Origin of the sequence: Prosthecobacter sp. (assembly GCF_044222565.1) — a bacterium.
Taxonomy (GTDB): Bacteria; Verrucomicrobiota; Verrucomicrobiia; order Verrucomicrobiales; family Verrucomicrobiaceae; genus Prosthecobacter.
Map to the genome: position 1 here is coordinate 224,138 of NZ_JBGANA010000006.1, position 15,637 is coordinate 239,774.

13 protein-coding genes are annotated in these 15,637 nt (G+C 61.2%); 6 read left to right on the forward strand and 7 right to left on the reverse strand.

Going from position 1 to position 15,637, the window contains the following annotated elements:
• Positions 1-96 precede the first annotated feature (96 nt).
• Positions 97-678: a hypothetical protein gene (locus ACILSR_RS11020; RefSeq protein WP_395749819.1), complete on the forward strand. Its 582-nt coding sequence runs from the start codon at positions 97-99 to the stop codon at positions 676-678.
• 237 nt (positions 679-915) lie between these two features.
• Here the strand turns inward: ACILSR_RS11020 and ACILSR_RS11025 are convergent, their stop codons facing one another.
• Together ACILSR_RS11025 and ACILSR_RS11030 are read right to left on the reverse strand one after the other, a co-directional pair.
• The gene (locus ACILSR_RS11025; RefSeq protein ID WP_395749820.1) at positions 916-3,708 is read right to left on the reverse strand and encodes a right-handed parallel beta-helix repeat-containing protein; all 2,793 of its coding nucleotides are present in this window, start codon (positions 3,706-3,708) and stop codon (positions 916-918) included.
• A 163-nt stretch (positions 3,709-3,871) separates the two neighbouring features.
• Positions 3,872-5,002 carry a helix-turn-helix domain-containing protein gene (locus ACILSR_RS11030; RefSeq protein ID WP_395749821.1) on the reverse strand — a complete coding sequence of 377 codons (1,131 nt, stop codon included), beginning with the start codon at positions 5,000-5,002 and terminating at the stop codon, positions 3,872-3,874.
• A gap of 271 nt (positions 5,003-5,273) precedes the next feature.
• Between ACILSR_RS11030 and ACILSR_RS11035 the strand changes: the two genes are divergently transcribed.
• From ACILSR_RS11035 to ACILSR_RS11045, 3 genes are all read left to right on the forward strand, one after another.
• Entirely contained in the window at positions 5,274-7,160 is a 1,887-nt protein-coding gene (locus ACILSR_RS11035) for a serine/threonine-protein kinase (RefSeq protein WP_395749822.1), read from the forward strand.
• 70 nt (positions 7,161-7,230) lie between these two features.
• Positions 7,231-8,616: a serine/threonine-protein kinase gene (locus ACILSR_RS11040; RefSeq protein ID WP_395749823.1), complete on the forward strand. Its 1,386-nt coding sequence runs from the start codon at positions 7,231-7,233 to the stop codon at positions 8,614-8,616.
• Between the two features lie 79 nt (positions 8,617-8,695).
• Positions 8,696-9,310 carry an MIP/aquaporin family protein gene (locus ACILSR_RS11045; protein ID WP_395749824.1) on the forward strand — a complete coding sequence of 205 codons (615 nt, stop codon included), beginning with the start codon at positions 8,696-8,698 and terminating at the stop codon, positions 9,308-9,310.
• Positions 9,311-9,542: 232 nt separating this feature from the next.
• Here the strand turns inward: ACILSR_RS11045 and ACILSR_RS11050 are convergent, their stop codons facing one another.
• The 3 genes from ACILSR_RS11050 to ACILSR_RS11060 form a co-directional block, all read right to left on the reverse strand.
• Positions 9,543-9,689, reverse strand: a complete 147-nt coding sequence (locus tag ACILSR_RS11050; protein ID WP_395749825.1) for a hypothetical protein — start codon at positions 9,687-9,689, stop codon at positions 9,543-9,545.
• Between the two features lie 223 nt (positions 9,690-9,912).
• Positions 9,913-10,293 (reverse strand): hypothetical protein, encoded by a 381-nt coding sequence (locus ACILSR_RS11055; protein ID WP_395749826.1) that lies wholly within the window; start codon positions 10,291-10,293, stop codon positions 9,913-9,915.
• A 229-nt stretch (positions 10,294-10,522) separates the two neighbouring features.
• Positions 10,523-11,680 carry a Gfo/Idh/MocA family protein gene (locus ACILSR_RS11060; RefSeq protein ID WP_395749827.1) on the reverse strand — a complete coding sequence of 386 codons (1,158 nt, stop codon included), beginning with the start codon at positions 11,678-11,680 and terminating at the stop codon, positions 10,523-10,525.
• 159 nt (positions 11,681-11,839) lie between these two features.
• Here ACILSR_RS11060 and ACILSR_RS11065 point away from each other — a divergent pair, with 159 nt between their 5' ends.
• The gene (locus ACILSR_RS11065; protein ID WP_395749828.1) at positions 11,840-12,859 is read left to right on the forward strand and encodes a Gfo/Idh/MocA family protein; all 1,020 of its coding nucleotides are present in this window, start codon (positions 11,840-11,842) and stop codon (positions 12,857-12,859) included.
• 205 nt (positions 12,860-13,064) lie between these two features.
• Here the strand turns inward: ACILSR_RS11065 and ACILSR_RS11070 are convergent, their stop codons facing one another.
• Positions 13,065-13,697 (reverse strand): hypothetical protein, encoded by a 633-nt coding sequence (locus ACILSR_RS11070; protein WP_395749829.1) that lies wholly within the window; start codon positions 13,695-13,697, stop codon positions 13,065-13,067.
• Positions 13,698-13,715: 18 nt separating this feature from the next.
• Entirely contained in the window at positions 13,716-14,591 is an 876-nt protein-coding gene (locus ACILSR_RS11075) for a YicC/YloC family endoribonuclease (RefSeq protein WP_395749830.1), read from the reverse strand.
• A gap of 113 nt (positions 14,592-14,704) precedes the next feature.
• On the opposite strand from ACILSR_RS11075, the gene ACILSR_RS11080 reads away from it, so the two are divergent.
• Positions 14,705-15,616, forward strand: a complete 912-nt coding sequence (locus tag ACILSR_RS11080; protein WP_395749831.1) for a ParB/RepB/Spo0J family partition protein — start codon at positions 14,705-14,707, stop codon at positions 15,614-15,616.
• Positions 15,617-15,637 lie beyond the last annotated feature (21 nt).

The following is a 15,637-nucleotide window of genomic DNA, read 5'->3' on the forward strand; positions in this document are numbered from 1 at the left end:
CCGGGTGCGAAAGTTCTGGTGATTTTCTTAACGGATGGTTATGATTCATTACTGAGGCTCTAGAAACCAATTTTTATCGGCGGCCATTGGTGCAGAGTGATCAAACAACAAGCGAAGAAGCTTATGGAACATACGAAGCAATGGACTCGTGTTCTGATCGTGTTGATAACGGTGTTATCACCGTTTGTGGCTGCTCTGCCACAAGACGATTATCCGGAGTTTCCATTTAGACCGCCGAGCTTTAGAAGGCATGACTTGCGGTCTCTCTTTGAGAGGATGGGGGATGCTAAAGAAGGGGACACCATTCCTTTGCTGACGATGATGTCGGCTGGCGGCGATTATACTGCCGCGATAACCTTGAAGGAGGTCAGCCGTGATGAGGCTGCCGATCCAAAATTCACAGCGGAGGTCGCTTTAAAAAGAGCGGAAGCAATCATGAACGCTGTATTCAGACCTCGAGTGCCAGAGGAAGTCCGGGTCGCTGAAGTGCATGGAAGGAATTTTTTGGGCCAGGATGTTTTTATTGTCGAGTATGGGTTCTCGAAGCCAATGCCGGTCAACGGGGCGGGGTACCCTCCAACGCTTTACATCCCAATCTTTCAGCATAAGAAAACGGTGCTGAAGTTTCTGCCAGTTGGAAAACAGCAGCAGCCAAACTCAAAGAAAAAAGGGAAGTGATGGTTGTTCAACGCGCTGCGGTTTAGAGCTGAGGTGGAAGTTTCCGCAGACTGAGCGGGGGCGTGAGGCCTCGAGTCGGGAGTAGACTGCTGAACCAGACGGGCTAACTCTGGTTGGCTGCGCGTCATGGGCGTTGCCATACGCTGATGGACGGGAGGGCTGTCGCCACACCCGTCCTACGACCGCGATCGCGCATGCACCGGCAGATGTGAACTTTTCAGTTCGAGAACAAGTCTGTTATTTAAGCTGCTCCAGTTGCAGGTTGTCGATGAAGAAGGCGGTTTTGGTGGTGCCGAGGGCGCTGAAGAGGAGGTAGCTGGCGGAGGTCCAGGCGGGTTTGCAGGGGAGAGTGGGGAAGGATTGTGTGGTGCCGTCTTGGCGGGTGATCTCCAGGCTCCATTTGCCTGCGGTGGTGGTGGCGGTGAGGGAGACGCGGAACCATTCGTTGGCGGGGATTTTGAGGAGCTGGACTTTGCCGTCGGTGCTGGCGGAGAGCTGGCCTTTCTGCCAGCGGAGGTAGGGGCCGTTGCCGAAGTCGCTGTTTTTGCCGCGGATCTCGAAGAACCAGTCGGCGCCGGGCTGGGCCATGACATCGAACTGGATGTGGAAGGTGCCGGCGTCCCAGGTGGTGGGGTAGATGTCGAGGACGGGATTGTAGGATTGTTTGAGGTTGGGGGCGTCTTGGATTTTGAGGGAGCGCTGTAAGGATGTGGGGGAGTTTGCGGTGGTTGGCGGTTGTTTGCTGTTGTTTGCGGTGGTTGGGCCGGAGGGGGAGTTTACGGTTGTTGACGGTGGTTGACTGTTGATGACGGTGGTTGTTCCAGAGCCGGAAGCGGAGATGGAGGGGAAGGGGGAGGAGGTTTCGTTGGTGACGGAGATGGATTCGCCTTTGTCTTCGCGGGTGTATTTGGCGCCGCGGATGCCGAGGGTGCCGAGGGCGGCGTGTTCGAAGTCTTGATCGACTTTATACTCGGGGGCGGGCCAGGGTTTGGCATCGGTTTCCCAAGTGGGGTAGGTGTGGCCTTGGGCGGCGAGGGTGCGCCATGGGGCGTCTTCTTTTTTGACGCCTGCGAGCGTGAGATCCCAGGGCTTGAAGCCGATTTTTTCGGCTGGAGAACCGGTCTTAAGACGGAAGTCGCGGGCGGCGAGATTTTCGAAGAGGGGATCTTCGAAGATGCTTCCTGAGTCGCGGCCCATCTTGCGCCATTCTTCCCAGGTGAAGTGGGTTTTGGTGAGGGTGGCGGGGATTTTTCCGTCGGTGGGCCAGTAAAGATTTTTGCGGAAGACGAGGCTGTCTTTGGGATCGCCACGCTCGGTTTTGTCGAAGAACTTCCAGTTCCATTCGCCGCCGTCGAGGAGCGGGGATTCGGGGTCCCAGACGACGATGTTGTTCAGGTAGCGGAAGCGGAGGCGGGCTTCGTTGCGGGAGGCCTGGATTTGCGCGGTGTGGCCGAAGGCGAAGATGTTGTTCCGGACGGTATTGAAGTAGCCGTAGTGCTGATGGAAGCCGGCGTTCCAGGTGTCGTGCACGAGGTTGTTTTCCATGAGCGTGTCGGCGCTGCCTTCGTCGTTGTAGAGACCCCAGCCGCCGTAGCGATGGCTGGCGACGTGGTGGACGTGATTGCCACGGATGACGGTGCCGGGAGAGGTGCCGAGGCCGTAGTAGCCGCCCATGTCGCTGAGGTAGGCCCAGCCGAGGTGGTGGATGTGGTTGTTTTCGACGGTGGTCTCGCGGGAGGCGGTGTCGCCGTAGCCCCAGTTCCATCCGGCGCTGATGCCGGTGTAGTAGAGGTCTGCGATGTCGCAGTGGGTGACGGCGCAGTGTTGTGTGTGAGTGAAGACGATGCCGCAGGCGCTGGGGTGGAGGCGGCCGCCGTGCTGGATGATGGAGTCGGTGATGGTGATGTGGTGATTGACGCGCTCGTCTGCGGGGCGTGCGGTTTCGCCGACATAGACGCCGCCGCCGCCGAGATCGTGGAGATGGCAGTGGGTGACGGTGGAGTCTGAGCAGCCGTTTTTAAACCAGATGGCGTGGAGGCCGGTGTGGGCGATGTCGCAGTTGGCGAAGTGGATGTTGCTGGAGTCTTCGATCTCGATGGTGCCGGCGGTGGTCATGGCGGCCTGCATGTCGTGGAGGCCCTCTGCAGGGTAGAGGTGCTGGCTGTGCTGAAAGGAGATGCCTTCAAAGCGGACATCCCGCGCGCCTTTGATGGAGATGAATTTTTCGGTGACGGGAGCAATGACGGTGGCCTTGGTCATGTCTTCTCCGGGGAGGGGGAAGTAGAGGACTTCGCCAGCGGTTTTGTCGAGGAACCACTCGCCGGGGGAGTCGAGTGCGGCGCGGTAGTTTTCGACCCACCAGCGTTGGTCGGGCTCAAACTCGACGAAGGGGTAGCGGGAGCGGCCTTTGATGCGGAGGGCGAGCGTGTCGTCGTTCATCTCCTTGATGCGGCACTGGGCGACGGCCCAGGCGTGGGTGACGGTGAGGAGGACTGAGTCGCGCTCGGGGAGGGGGATGGATTTGAGGACGTCGTACTGCTCCTTCGCGATGGAGAAGGCGTGGAAGTTCATGTTCTCCTTGAGGTCGGGGAACACGCCTGCGCCGACAGCTTCGGTGATGTGGTAGTAGCCTTTGTTCGGCGAGCGAGCGAGAGTGGCGCGGCGGCCATTGATCCAGAGCTGCTCGAAGACCCAGGTGCTTGCTTTGTCTTTATCCTGGGCTGGCAGGGGGGCTTTCCAGAGGCCGCCTTCGGCGGGCTGCCAGCCGGTGATGGGACGACCGGCGGTGAAGGTGGCGTTTTTGGCGGTCCAGGTTAGCAGGGAGTCTTCTTTACCGAGGGTGAGTGTCTCGGTGAGGGGATAGATGCCGTCATCGATAATGATGCGGACGGGCTTGAGGGCGGAGCGTGCGGCATCGCGCGCGGCCTGCGGGGTGGTGATGAGGCCGGTGGGAGAGAGGTGAATGTCTGTAGCGAGAGAGAGGGAGGCCGCAGATAGGAGGAGCAGGGCGGTGGTGGTCCGGAAAAGCATGCCTACTCCTTCGCGCTAGGCGCTTAGGAGGGCAAGGAAGATGCTGGGGGCAAGGGCCGGCGAATGAGGATGATGAATCGTTCAGTTTTGCCCCAGAGGGGCAGAGAGGCAGAGATTTTTGCGACGGAATCCAGACAGGTCGGAATGGATGAACGGTGGAAAGTTAAATGAGCATCTGACGGACGGTGGTGGCGACGGGGTAGATCCAGGCGATTTCGTCCGGGCTGAGAGTGACGGGTGGGTAGAGGGGATTGAGGCTGGAGAGAACGATGGAGTGGCCGTGATCCGCGGTGCTGTAGATGCGGAAAAGCACATCGCCGCCGAGGGAATCGCTAAGGCGGGCGATGACACGGTTGCCGGTGTGAGGGGTGCTGTTGGGATAGAGGATGGCGAGCTCGCCATCGTGATGCTGGGGGAGCATGGCGTCTCCGGCGAGGCGCATGGCGAAGGCATCGGGATCGGTGACGCTGAAGGCGAAGTGCTCAATGGCAGAGAACGCGGCGAGGCCCGGCGCTGTAAGTTCGCGCGCGGCAGGAATGGTGAGGACTGGAAGTGCGCTGATGCGGGGCATTCCGGAGGCGGGGGCAACCGGGATGGAGTGAAGGTGCGGTTGTTGCGGTGAGGGAGCGGCGTGGGCTTCCTGCGCCGCAGCGGCTGCCTGGACGGCGGGCTCGGGGGTGGTGGCAGTGTCTGCGGCCGGGGCGGCGACTTCGGCGCTGCCGAGGACTTCGGCCTCAAGTTTTTCGATGAGCTTGATGACGGGGAGGGAGGCGTGGGCGCCGTTTTCGATCTTGGTGACGTACTGGCGGGAGACTCCGAGGCGCTGGGCGAGTTTTGGACGGGTGACTCCCATTTTCTCGCGGAGGGAAGCAACGCGGAGGGCGAAGGCGGTTTTTTCGCGCATGAGGGGCTTTTCGAGGGACAGGGCGGGTGGTGGTGTGGCATCTGGTTCCGCAGCCGGTGCCGGTGCCGGTTCTGGCTGAACGAGGCGGTCCAGGGCTTCGATGGCCGAGGGCGGAAGGCCTGCCAATGCGGTCGAGGCGGGAGTGGTGTCTGGCTGAGGCATGTGCATGGCGAGCTGTTTGAGATTGGCGGCAGCTTCGAGTTTTTCGATGAGTTGAAACACGGGCCAGGAAGGAGCCTGGCGGCCCTTTTCCATGACGTTGACGTAGCCACGGCCGACGCCGAGCCAGTGGGCCAGTTCGGGCTTGGAGACGCGGAGCTTCTGACGCAGCGATACGCAGCGGGCGGGGAAGCCGACGAGCTTCTCTTCAGAGACAGGTGAGTGAGGCATAAGTGCGGGGGGTGAGGGATATGCGACGGGCGTGCACCGGGGGGGATTTTGGCGCTGTTTTTTTCCCTATGCATGATCTGCGCCAAAACAGCTCGCGCATTTGAGTGAGGGATAAAAGTATCAGACTGGGGCATAATGGGCCGACGCTTTTCGTGCGAAGTCTCTTTTTGCGCCGCGCATGCTGGATGGCTGCTGGTGGATGAGCGGCTCGGTAAGGCTGATTTTACTCGCCGTTGAGGCACGTATCTGTCACAGTCCGCCGCTTTTTCCCATGACCCAGGAGTCCTCCCCCCAGCAGCAGCCGCCGTTCGACGTTCCAAGCGTGGAAGAGATGGCTGCGTTGCTGCCGCAGTACGCGTTTGAGAAGCTGGCGGCGTATGGCGGCATGGGTGCTGTTTACAAAGCGAAGCAGGAGAGCCTGGACCGGCCGGTGGCGATCAAGATTCTGCCGCCGGAGTTTGGCATGCAGGCGGACTTCGCGGAGCGCTTCAAGAGTGAAGCGCGCGCGATGGCGAAGCTCAACCACACGCACATCGTGGCGGTGTATGACTTTGGCCTCACGAAGGAAGGGCACCTCTATCTGGTGATGGAATGGGTGGAGGGGCAGACGCTGCACACGATGATCCAGAAGGGCAGCGTGCCGGTGAGGAAGGCGGCGAACCTGGCGATGCAGCTGTGTGATGCCCTGGCGTTTGCACATCAGCACAAGATTTTGCACCGGGACATCAAGCCTGGGAACATCATGATCAATGAGGATGAGCAGGTGAAGGTGGCGGACTTTGGCCTGGCCCGCCCCATCACCGGGGAGGCGGAGGAGAACCCCTTTGGCACGCCGGATTATGCAGCACCGGAGATTCTGGGCAGAGGGGCGGTGGACCAGCGTGCGGACATCTTTGCGGCGGGGGTGGTGCTTTATGAGATGCTGACGGGCCGCGTGCCGCAGCAGCCGCGGAGATCCGTGACGGAGTTTGCGCCGTTGTCCACCCGGTGGGATGAACTGATCAACAAGGCGACTCATCCGGACACGGGCCAGCGTTTTCAGGAGGTGGGGGAGTTTCGTGCGCACATCGCGATGCTGATCAACCAGTCCGCACAGGCGGTGAGCGTGGTGGCTGTGGTGGAGGATGCCCCAGAGGCAAGAGCCGGGGTGAAGCCGCTGCATCTCGTGCTGGTGGGTGCGGCTGTGCTCGTCACAGGCTTGGTGCTAAGCGGGATGTTCCGGGGGGCGCCTGAGCCGGCTCCAGAAAAAGCTGCGAATAAGGAGCAGCTGACCGCCGGCCAGGAAGCGGAGGTGCCAGAAAAGCAGCCGAAGCCTAAGAAGAAGAAAGAGCCTGAAAAGAAGCCGGAAGTGGTGGTTGTGGTGCCGCCAACGCCTGAGCCTGAGACGAAGCCGCCGCCCCCACCTGAGGCACCTGCCAAAACCATGACGGCCGCCCCCCCGGCGACAGCGCCTGTGCCAGCAAATGCACCTGCGAATGCGACAGCGCCGGCCACCGTACCAGGGAATGAGCCGGCGACCGCGGCGACCACAGCTCCTGCGATGAAGGCCACACCAGCGCCCGAGGTGGTGGTGATGCCAGTGCCTGCCACTCCGCCACCGCCAGAAACACCCGCAGAAGCGATATTGCGTCTGGAGGAGAGGGATCCTGAGCTGGCAAAGCTGGTGAATGACTTCGGCAGTGAATGGGCGGCCAATGACGAGATCGATACGGAGCCGGAGCTGAAGGAGCTGGAAGGGAAGTACATTCCAGCGCTGCAGCGGGGGCTTGGCGGCACGACGCCGGAACAGCGTGATTTCATTCTCAGCGAGATCTCCCACGTGGCGAATCATGAACCAGTGGACGCACTGGACGCAGCATGGCCGCCGGTGCTGAAAAACCTGCGCAAGACATATCAGGTGCAGGTGGATGCGATCGAAGCACAGGCGAAGGATGCCGCACATAAGATGCGCGCGGCGCAGTGTGACCTGGTCCTGCAGAAGGCGAGCGGACTCAGGGCCGCGGGCAAGGAGGAAGCCGCGAAGCGCGCAGAGGCGGTGGCGGCCGTGCTGGCAAAACTCAAGGCTGCCCCTTCGCTCAAGGCATTGAAAGAGACCGCCGCCGCTCCTGCGGGGAACGCCGGAGCTGTGCCGGACATGGCGGCGCCACCGGTGCGGTAAGCGTCTGATTTCAAGATGCTTCGCTAAGGTTTTTTCTCGCGGCACAAGGAAAGGGACGGTATTAGGGGGCATGGCCGAAGCACCCCTTTCCAGCGAACAACCGTCCTTTGACGTCCCGAGCATTGAGGCGATGAACGCCTACCTGCCGCAGTTTACCTTCGAGAAACTGGCGGCATGCGGCGGAATGGGTGCGGTGTACAAAGCGTATCAGGAGAGCCTGGACCGGCGCGTGGCGGTGAAGATCCTGCCGCCGGAGTTTGGAACCGAAAAGGAATTTGCCGACCGCTTCAAAGTGGAGGCTCGGGCGATGGCGAAGCTGAACCATACGAACATTGTGGGCGTGTATGACTTTGGCATCACGGCAGGCGGACATTTGTATCTGGTGATGGAATGGATCGAGGGGAAGTCGCTGCATGATCTCATTCACAAAGGAAGCCTTTCTCTGCGGAAGGCGACGAACCTGGCGATGCAGCTGTGCGAGGCGCTGACCTTTGCGCATGAGCACCAGATCATTCACCGGGACATCAAGCCCGGGAACATCATGGTGAATGATGCGGACCATGTGAAGGTGGCGGACTTTGGACTGGCAAGGCCGAACACGGGCGAAGCGGAGGAGGAAAACCCCTTTGGCACGCCGGACTACGCCGCACCGGAAATCCGTGGCGGCAGCGTGGTGGACCACCGCGTGGACATCTACGCCGCCGGGGTGGTGCTGTATGAGATGCTGACAGGAACGGTACCGCAGGAACCGCGGAAGTCGGTGACGGAGTTTACCAAGGTTTCAACGCGCTGGGACAGCATCATCGCGAGAGCGATCGACCCAGATCCGGACAAGCGGTATCAGGACGCGGGCGAGTTTCGTGCGCACATCAATGTGGCGATGAAGCAGGCCGCGGAGGGTGGAGAGAGCGGAGGCAATCCCATGGCGATTGATCTGGGCATCGGACTGGGCGGCAAGAAAGCCGCGGCTGCAGGCCCGAACAAGCCGGCGGTAGCAGCTCAGAAAGCGAAGCCCGCGGCACCTGCCAAAAAGCCTGCGGCGCCGATGACGCAGCAGCAGCAGCTCATGCTGATGATCGGGGTCGTGGCGGTGGTGGTCGTGGGATTTATGGCGCTGCTTTTCTGGCCCTCGTCCCGCAGTGGCGGCAGTGCGGGCGTGAAAGTGGAGGCGACCGCGGATGAGATCCTGGAAGTGATGGAGAAGCTGGCGCAGAATGACAGCGAACTGGCACGGATGGTGAACTCCTTTGCCGAGGACTGGAAGGCGGCTGGAGCCGATCGAAATCCAGGCTCTGATGTGGCCCAAAAGCTCCGGACGGCTCAACTGGCCGTGGTGCAGGCCAAGGCCAGGGACCGGGTGGAGGCGGCGCGAAGGGCTGAAATTCTGGCCTCGGAGCTCGCGAAGCTGAAGGGGGCGCCGTCGATCAAGGCGCTGAAGGAAGCGGCTTCCCAATAGTGGGTTTGGCCATGAGGCTGAGATGATTACGAGGGATTTTCTTGCCAAAAGTCCGCGTATTTCATCAGATGGCAGGGCCATGAAGAAATACATTGCTGAACTGATCGGGACTTTTTTCCTCGTTTACACCATGGGTCATGCCGTGATCGGCGGTCATCCTCTGGCGCCGCTAGGCATTGGCCTGGTCCTTGCGGCCTTGGTTTATGCCTGCGGGCATCTCTCGGGCGGGCACTTCAATCCAGCGGTGACGGTGGCGGTGTGGCTGCGGGGCAAATGCGATGCCAAAGATGTGGTGCCCTACATTCTCTGCCAGCTGGTGGGAGCGGTGCTGGCGGCGGTGGTGGTGTGCTGGATGCGGGGGAAGGCCCTGGCACCGGCGGAGCTGGATCTCGGCAAGCTCATCATGGCCGAGATCCTGGGCACTTTTGTGCTGGCCTGGGTGGTGCTGAACGTGGCCACGACGAAGGCGAATGCGAACAACAGTTTCTACGGAGCGGCGATCGGCGGGACGGTGATGGCCGGAGCATGCGCCGTGGGAAGTCTTTCCGGGGCGGCTTTCAATCCGGTGGTGGCCACGGCGGCGGTGGGGATGAACCTGCTCAACGGTGGACAGCTGTGGGCGTACTGGGTGTTCTGCATCGCGGGTGGAGGCGCGGCAGCCTTTGTGTTTAACAAGCTGCAGGCGGATGAGTGAGGGAGAGTGATTGTGGAAAAAAGCCCCCCCATGGCACTCGCTTCCAGAAAAAGACTCACAGCCTGCGACCTGCGGTGATGCAGCTCGGCATTCCAATTCCGAAGCGGTGCCGCAGCGTTAGCGGAATACCGCGCTGCATCAGCGCTTGCTGGTGAAAGGCTGTGCCGGTGGAATGGGCCAAAAAAAAGCCGCCACCCGGAACCGGGTGGCGGCGTTGCCTGCAAAGGGAGGCTTACTTGCCTTTGCAGCAGTCCTTGGTGCAGGTCTTGGTCTCGGCCTTGCAGCAGGCTGCGCAGTTGGCGCACTTTTCTGCGGCGGAGGCGTTGACGGCGAAGGCGGCGACGGAGGCTGCGGCGATGAGGGTGAGGATGGATTTCATAGTGTTTGGATGTGTTGTATTGTTTTTGCTATTGCTTTGCCCGCTTGGGATTCCGACACGCAGCGCAGGCATGGGCGTGCCGGGTGTGCCATCGATGTGGCGTGTGAACTGGCGGTGAGGCCAGACGGCCGGGCAGGCTGTCTGGGTAGCGGCGCAGCAGGGGCCGCTGGAGAAAAGGAATCGCTGCCCGGAGCGTCTGGCTTCCAGACGCGTGGGCGTGGCTTCAAATAAGCAGGGCGCAATGCCGCGCGTAGAGCGGCGGTGCGTGCAGGGGCGGCCCGTGATCGTGACGGGAAGCGTGAATTTCAGAAAGGGTCGGAGACTGGACGACCGGTGCGGCAAAGGTCCAGGCGAGATCCACCAGCAGCTTCAGGCTGGGAGGAGGAGCACTGACAAAAGTGGACGCGACATCACGAGAACTTTCGTGCCTGGCACAGGGGCAGTTCGGCTCCTGGGAATGATCCTTCGAGTGACCCGAGGACGCATGCTTCTTCATGGCACAGCATCCCGCCACCTCCGCCTGCTGCGGCGCCGTGACGCAGCACCAGCACATCGGCAGGCCGATGCAAAGGGTGAGGATCAGGGCTGTGAGGCGGGTGAGCATGTGATGTGTCAGATGCTTGTACGATAGCATCTATTCAAAGGTTTCAAAGCAATGAGTGTGCCGCGATTGCGGTGAGGTGGGCGGGAGATGCGTTCGTGGCAGAGAGAGGTGGCCGCAAAAAACGGGGATGAAGAACAGTCGGACAAGGGCGAGAACGAATGGCTGACCATGAAAAAACGCCGCGCGGTTTCCCGGGCGGCGTTTTTCTGAGTTTCTGTGAGCGACCGATTTAGCGGAAGCTCTTCGCGAAATCGTCGGCGGTGGCCTTGGCCACGACCTTGGTTTTCTGGAAGGTGGATTTCTCGCCTTTCTCGATGAGGATGCGCTCGTAGTCGGCGGAGGACATGGGGAGCTCAATGGTCTTGTCCTGCCAGGTGGAAAGGAGGATGGCGTTGGCGAGCTCGACGCTGCGGATGCCCTCTTCGGCCGGGGAGAGAAGTTTTTCCCCTTTGAGGATGGCGTTGGTGAAGTTTTGCAGGATCTCGATGTGCTGGCCGCCGGCTTGATCGACGTGGATGTCCATGTGCCAGCTTTCGGGCATGGCGAAGGCGGCTTCGGCCTCCATGCAGAACTTGCTCATCGGCTGGCGGTTGCGCTGGAAGTGGATGCGGGTGCCGTCGGTGACGGTGAGACGGCCCTGCTCGGCGGAGATTTCGAGCTTGTTGATGCCAGGGGCTTCGCCGGTGCTGGTGACAAAGGTGGCGCTGGTGCCGTTGTCATACTGGAGGATGGCGGTGACGTCGTCCTCGACTTCGATCTCGTGGAAGCGGCCGAACTGGCAGAATCCGCGCACTTTCTGCGGCATGCCGAAGAGCCACTGGAAGAGGTCCAGATTGTGCGGGCACTGGTTCATGAGCACTCCGCCGCCCTCACCTTTCCAGGTGCCGCGCCAGCCGCCGGTGGCGTAGTAGTAATTGGTCCGGAACCAGTTGGTAACTTCCCAGTGGACGCGGCGCACGGCGCCGATCTCGCCGCTGTCGATGAGGTCCTTGACCTTCTTGAAGCAGGCGTTGGTGCGCATGTTGAACATGGCGGCAAAGATCTTGCTCTTGTCGGTGTGGGCGGCGATGAGGCGCTCGCAGTCGGCCTTGTGGACGGAGATGGGCTTTTCCACGAGGACGTGGAGGCCGGCCTGGAGGGCGGCGATGCCGATGGTGGTGTGGCTGAAGTGCGGGGTGCAGATCAGGATGGCGTCGATGTGACCGCTGCGGATCATGGCGTTGACGTCGGTGAACGCTTTTTCGCCTTCGATGAGGTTCGGCAGGGTGCCGACGCTCTCACACAGAGCGGTGACGCGCAGGCCGGGGATCTTGCCTGCACGAATGTTTGCAAGGTGTGCCTTGCCCATGTTTCCAAGCCCAACGATGCCAATTCTGACGGTTTCCATGGGGGTGAGCGTAGCGGGGCTAACGGGGCGGTCAAGCGACTCAGCAGTTGCGCTTTCACAGCCGAGCCTGCATTTTACCCCATGCGACCGACCCGCCGTCTCCGTGATCTATTCATCCTGTGCACGGGATGTGTGGCGGCGCTGCTCAGCCCCCCCCTCATGGCAGACGACCTTCGCATTGGCATCATCGGCCTGGACACGTCGCATTCAGAGCAGTTCACGCTGCGGCTGAATGACCCGGCGAACCCGAACCACATCCCCGGGGCACGCGTGGTGGCGGCCTTTCCCGGCGGCAGTCCGGACATCGAGGAGAGCAAGACGAGGATCGAGGGCTTTACCGCGACGGTGCGGGACAAGTTTGGCGTGAGGATCGTGGGAACTGTGGCGGAGGCGTGCAAGGATGTGGACGCGGTGCTGCTGCTGAGCCTGGAAGGGCGCCCGCGCTTGGGGCAGATGAAGGAGATCATCGCCGCGGGGAAACCAGTGTTCATGGACAAGCCGGTGGCGGCGTCCCTGAAGGACGTCGTGGAGATTTACAAGCTGGCGGGTGCGGCGCAGGTGCCGGTCTTCAGCGCCTCCGCGGTGCGCTGGTACCCCGGGGTGCTGGAAGTGGCCAATGCGGAGCAGACTCCGGCGCGCAGTGCCATCTCCTATGGCCCGGCGCACGTGCTGCCACACCATCCGGATTTGTTTTTCTACGGCATCCATCCGACCGAGGCGCTTTTTACCGTGATGGGGACGGGGTGTGTGTCTGTGGCTCGCACGACGACGGCCTCCGCCTCGGTGGTGACGGGACTTTGGGCGGGAGGGCGCATGGGCACGCTGGAGGCCATCCATGAAGGAGCGATGGGGTACAAGGTGATCCGATTTGGCGACAAGCAGATCACGGAGCAGAAAACGGACGGGGACTACACGCCGATGCTGCGGGAGATCGTGAAGTTTTTTCAGACGAAGCAGCCGCCGGTCTCGCCGAAGCAGACGCTGGAGATTTACGCCTTCATGGCGGCTGCCGAGGAGAGCAAGCTGCGTGATGGCGCGCGCGTGACGCTGCGGGAGGTGATGGAGAAGGCGGGTGCGCCGGAGGCGTGGCTGCCGGAGGATGGGAAGGACAAGCCGAAGGTGGAGGAGGAGGTGCCGAAATCGGTGGAGAAGGGGCTGCCGAAGCCGGGGGCGAGCTAGATGCTGGATGCTGGATGCTGGATGCTGGATGCTGAGGCGGAGGGTGAGATGGAGCTTGAATGGCGGAGGGCCGGATTGATTGCCTACGGAATACGCGGGATACCCGGAAGTGGGATCAGAGGCTGATTTTGGTGGGGGGAGAGAGCGGTGCGTGTTTTCTGAACTATTTCACTAGCTCAGGCATCGCAACACCTGGCATGCTCGGTCACTTTGATGGCTGATCAGCCAGTTTGTTGGTGAGTTCCACTCTGAGATTTTTGAATGGTGAGATGTTGCCTATTGATACAGACCAGTTTGGCAGAGTAATGCCGATGCCTTGGATGCCTTCGTGGGCTGGTAGCTTTACGGTACCCACCAACGGTGCCCCAAATTTCCAACCTAGGGGAGCGTATGCCCCTAATTGGGGAGTGACCAAAGGAGGCATGATTAGAAGCTTTCGATTATCAATCAGCGTGACTTCGCTGGGGAGCGACGCCTCCTTACGATCTTCAAATTCGGGGAGCTCGATCAACAGGGGAAATGGCAGACCAATTCCACGGACGTTGTAGTGAATAGCATTTTTGGAGTCCAATCTGACGACGGCGTGCTCGAAGTGAGCACCCTTGAGCGAGACCAAGGCACTTCCATCGGCACGGGTGAGAAATTCATCATGCCGTCGTGACGAGTGTATATCTAATTGAATGCGAACCCCTTGAGCCGGTTTGCCACCGCGTTTGATGGTCACGGTGCCTTGCTGTGAATAATTTTGTCCCGAGGAAATGCGGATGTCAGCGGTTTCTTCGGCGGATACAAGGCCGATGATAGACGTGAGGGAAATGATCAGGCTCAGAATGCGCATGGATGGAGCGGCCGGGGCCTATTCTGCATTCTGCACTTGTTCGCGGATTTTTTCGAGTTCGGTTTTGGCGGTGACGACGTGGTGGGCGATTTCGGCGTTGTTGCACTTGGAGCCCATGGTGTTGAACTCGCGGAAGAATTCCTGGAGGAGGAAGTCGAGGCTGCGGCCGGCGGGGGCGCCGGCGTCGAGGTAGGCGCGGAACTGCTGCACGTGACTGGCGGCGCGGGTGAGCTCTTCTGAGATGTCTGTGCGGTCGGCGAAGAGGGCGATCTCTTTGACGAGGCGCTCATCGTCCATCGGCAGAGGCAGACCGGCTTCCTCCAGACGCTGGCGCAGGACTTTGCGCTGGTGCTCGGGGACGGTGGCAGCTTTGGCGCGGATGGAGTCCAGCAGAGATACGATGAGGGCGAGGCGGGTTTCGATGTCTTTGCGCAAGCTCGCGCCTTCGGCTGAGCGCATCGTGTTGAGCTGCTTGAGCGCGGCGGCGAGGGCCTCCTGGATGGGGGGCCAGGCGTCTTCCGTGGCGATCTCGGCCTGGGCCTGGGAGAGGACGCCGGGGAGGCGGGTGATGTCGGTGAGGGCGATGTCTGCAGGAATGTCCAGCTTCAGCGCCAGAGCGTGCATGGCGTGAAAATACTGCTCTGCGAGGAGCTGGTCGACACGGATGGTGTCGGAAGCCGCCGCGGCGGATTCTTTACGGACGGCGACGTTGACGCGGCCTCGGGAGACGGCGGCGGAGACATCGGCGCGGACGGCATTTTCCAGCTCGGAAAGTTCGCGCGGGAGGTTCAAGGCCACTTCGAGCTGCTTGCGGTTCACGGAGCTGCACTCGACGCTCCAGGTCACCCCTGAGCGCTGGGCTTCTCCACGGCCGAATCCTGTCATGCTTTTCATGACCACCAGATGGAACGATATTTGACTTTGGTAAAGCATTCGATGCGGCGGACTCACTTTCGCCGCGATTCTGGATTGCAAGGTCCCGAGTGCTCCCTAGTCTCGCCCTCCCTATGGCAAAAGCGGCTCTCGGCAAAGGACTCGGCGCACTCATCTCGGCATCTCCTGCGGTGTCGGGGGTGGCGCGTCTGCCTGCACTGGCGCAGCCGGCTCCCGGAGATGTGGTGAACCGGGTGACGCTGGACCAGATCGTGCCCAGCCCGCTGCAGCCGCGCAAAGAATTCCAGCCGGAAATGCTCACCGAGCTCATGGAGTCCATCCGCGAGCATGGGATCATCCAGCCCCTGATCGTCCGCCGGGTGAACGGGAAGCTGGAGCTGATCGCGGGTGAGCGGCGTTTCCGTGCCTCGCGTGAACTGGGCCTGAAGGAGGTCCCGGTCATCGTGCGGGAAGCCAGCGACAAGGACGTCCTGGAGATGGCGCTGATCGAAAACCTGCAGCGCGAAGGGCTGAACCCCATTGAAGAGGCGCAGGCGTACTCGCGCCTGGCCAAAGATTTCCAAATGCGGCAGGAGGACATCGCGCAGCGTGTGGGCAAGAACCGTGCGACGGTGGCCAACACGATGCGCCTGCTGGAACTGCCAGGCGGCATCCGCGACATGCTGGTGGCGAGCAAGATCTCCACCGGGCATGCGAAGGTGCTGCTGATGCTCAAGAAGCATGAGGAGCAGGAGCGGCTGGCGCTGCAGATCGTGGCGAAAAGCCTGACGGTGCGTGCGACGGAAAAAGCGGTCGATGCCATCCTGCACCCGCCGCCACCTCCGCCGCCAAAGCCGACCGAGACGGACCTGATGCGCGCCATCAAGGCGGTGGAGCAGAAGCTGATCCAGCACCTGACGACGAACGTGAGCATCAATCACGGCGAGAAGAAGGGCCGGATCGAGATCGACTACTACGGCGTGGAAGATTTGAACCGGGTGCTGAGCGTGATCGGAGTGCCGGAAGAGACGTTTGTGCAGGAATAGGGCGGCCATGCGCCATTGACG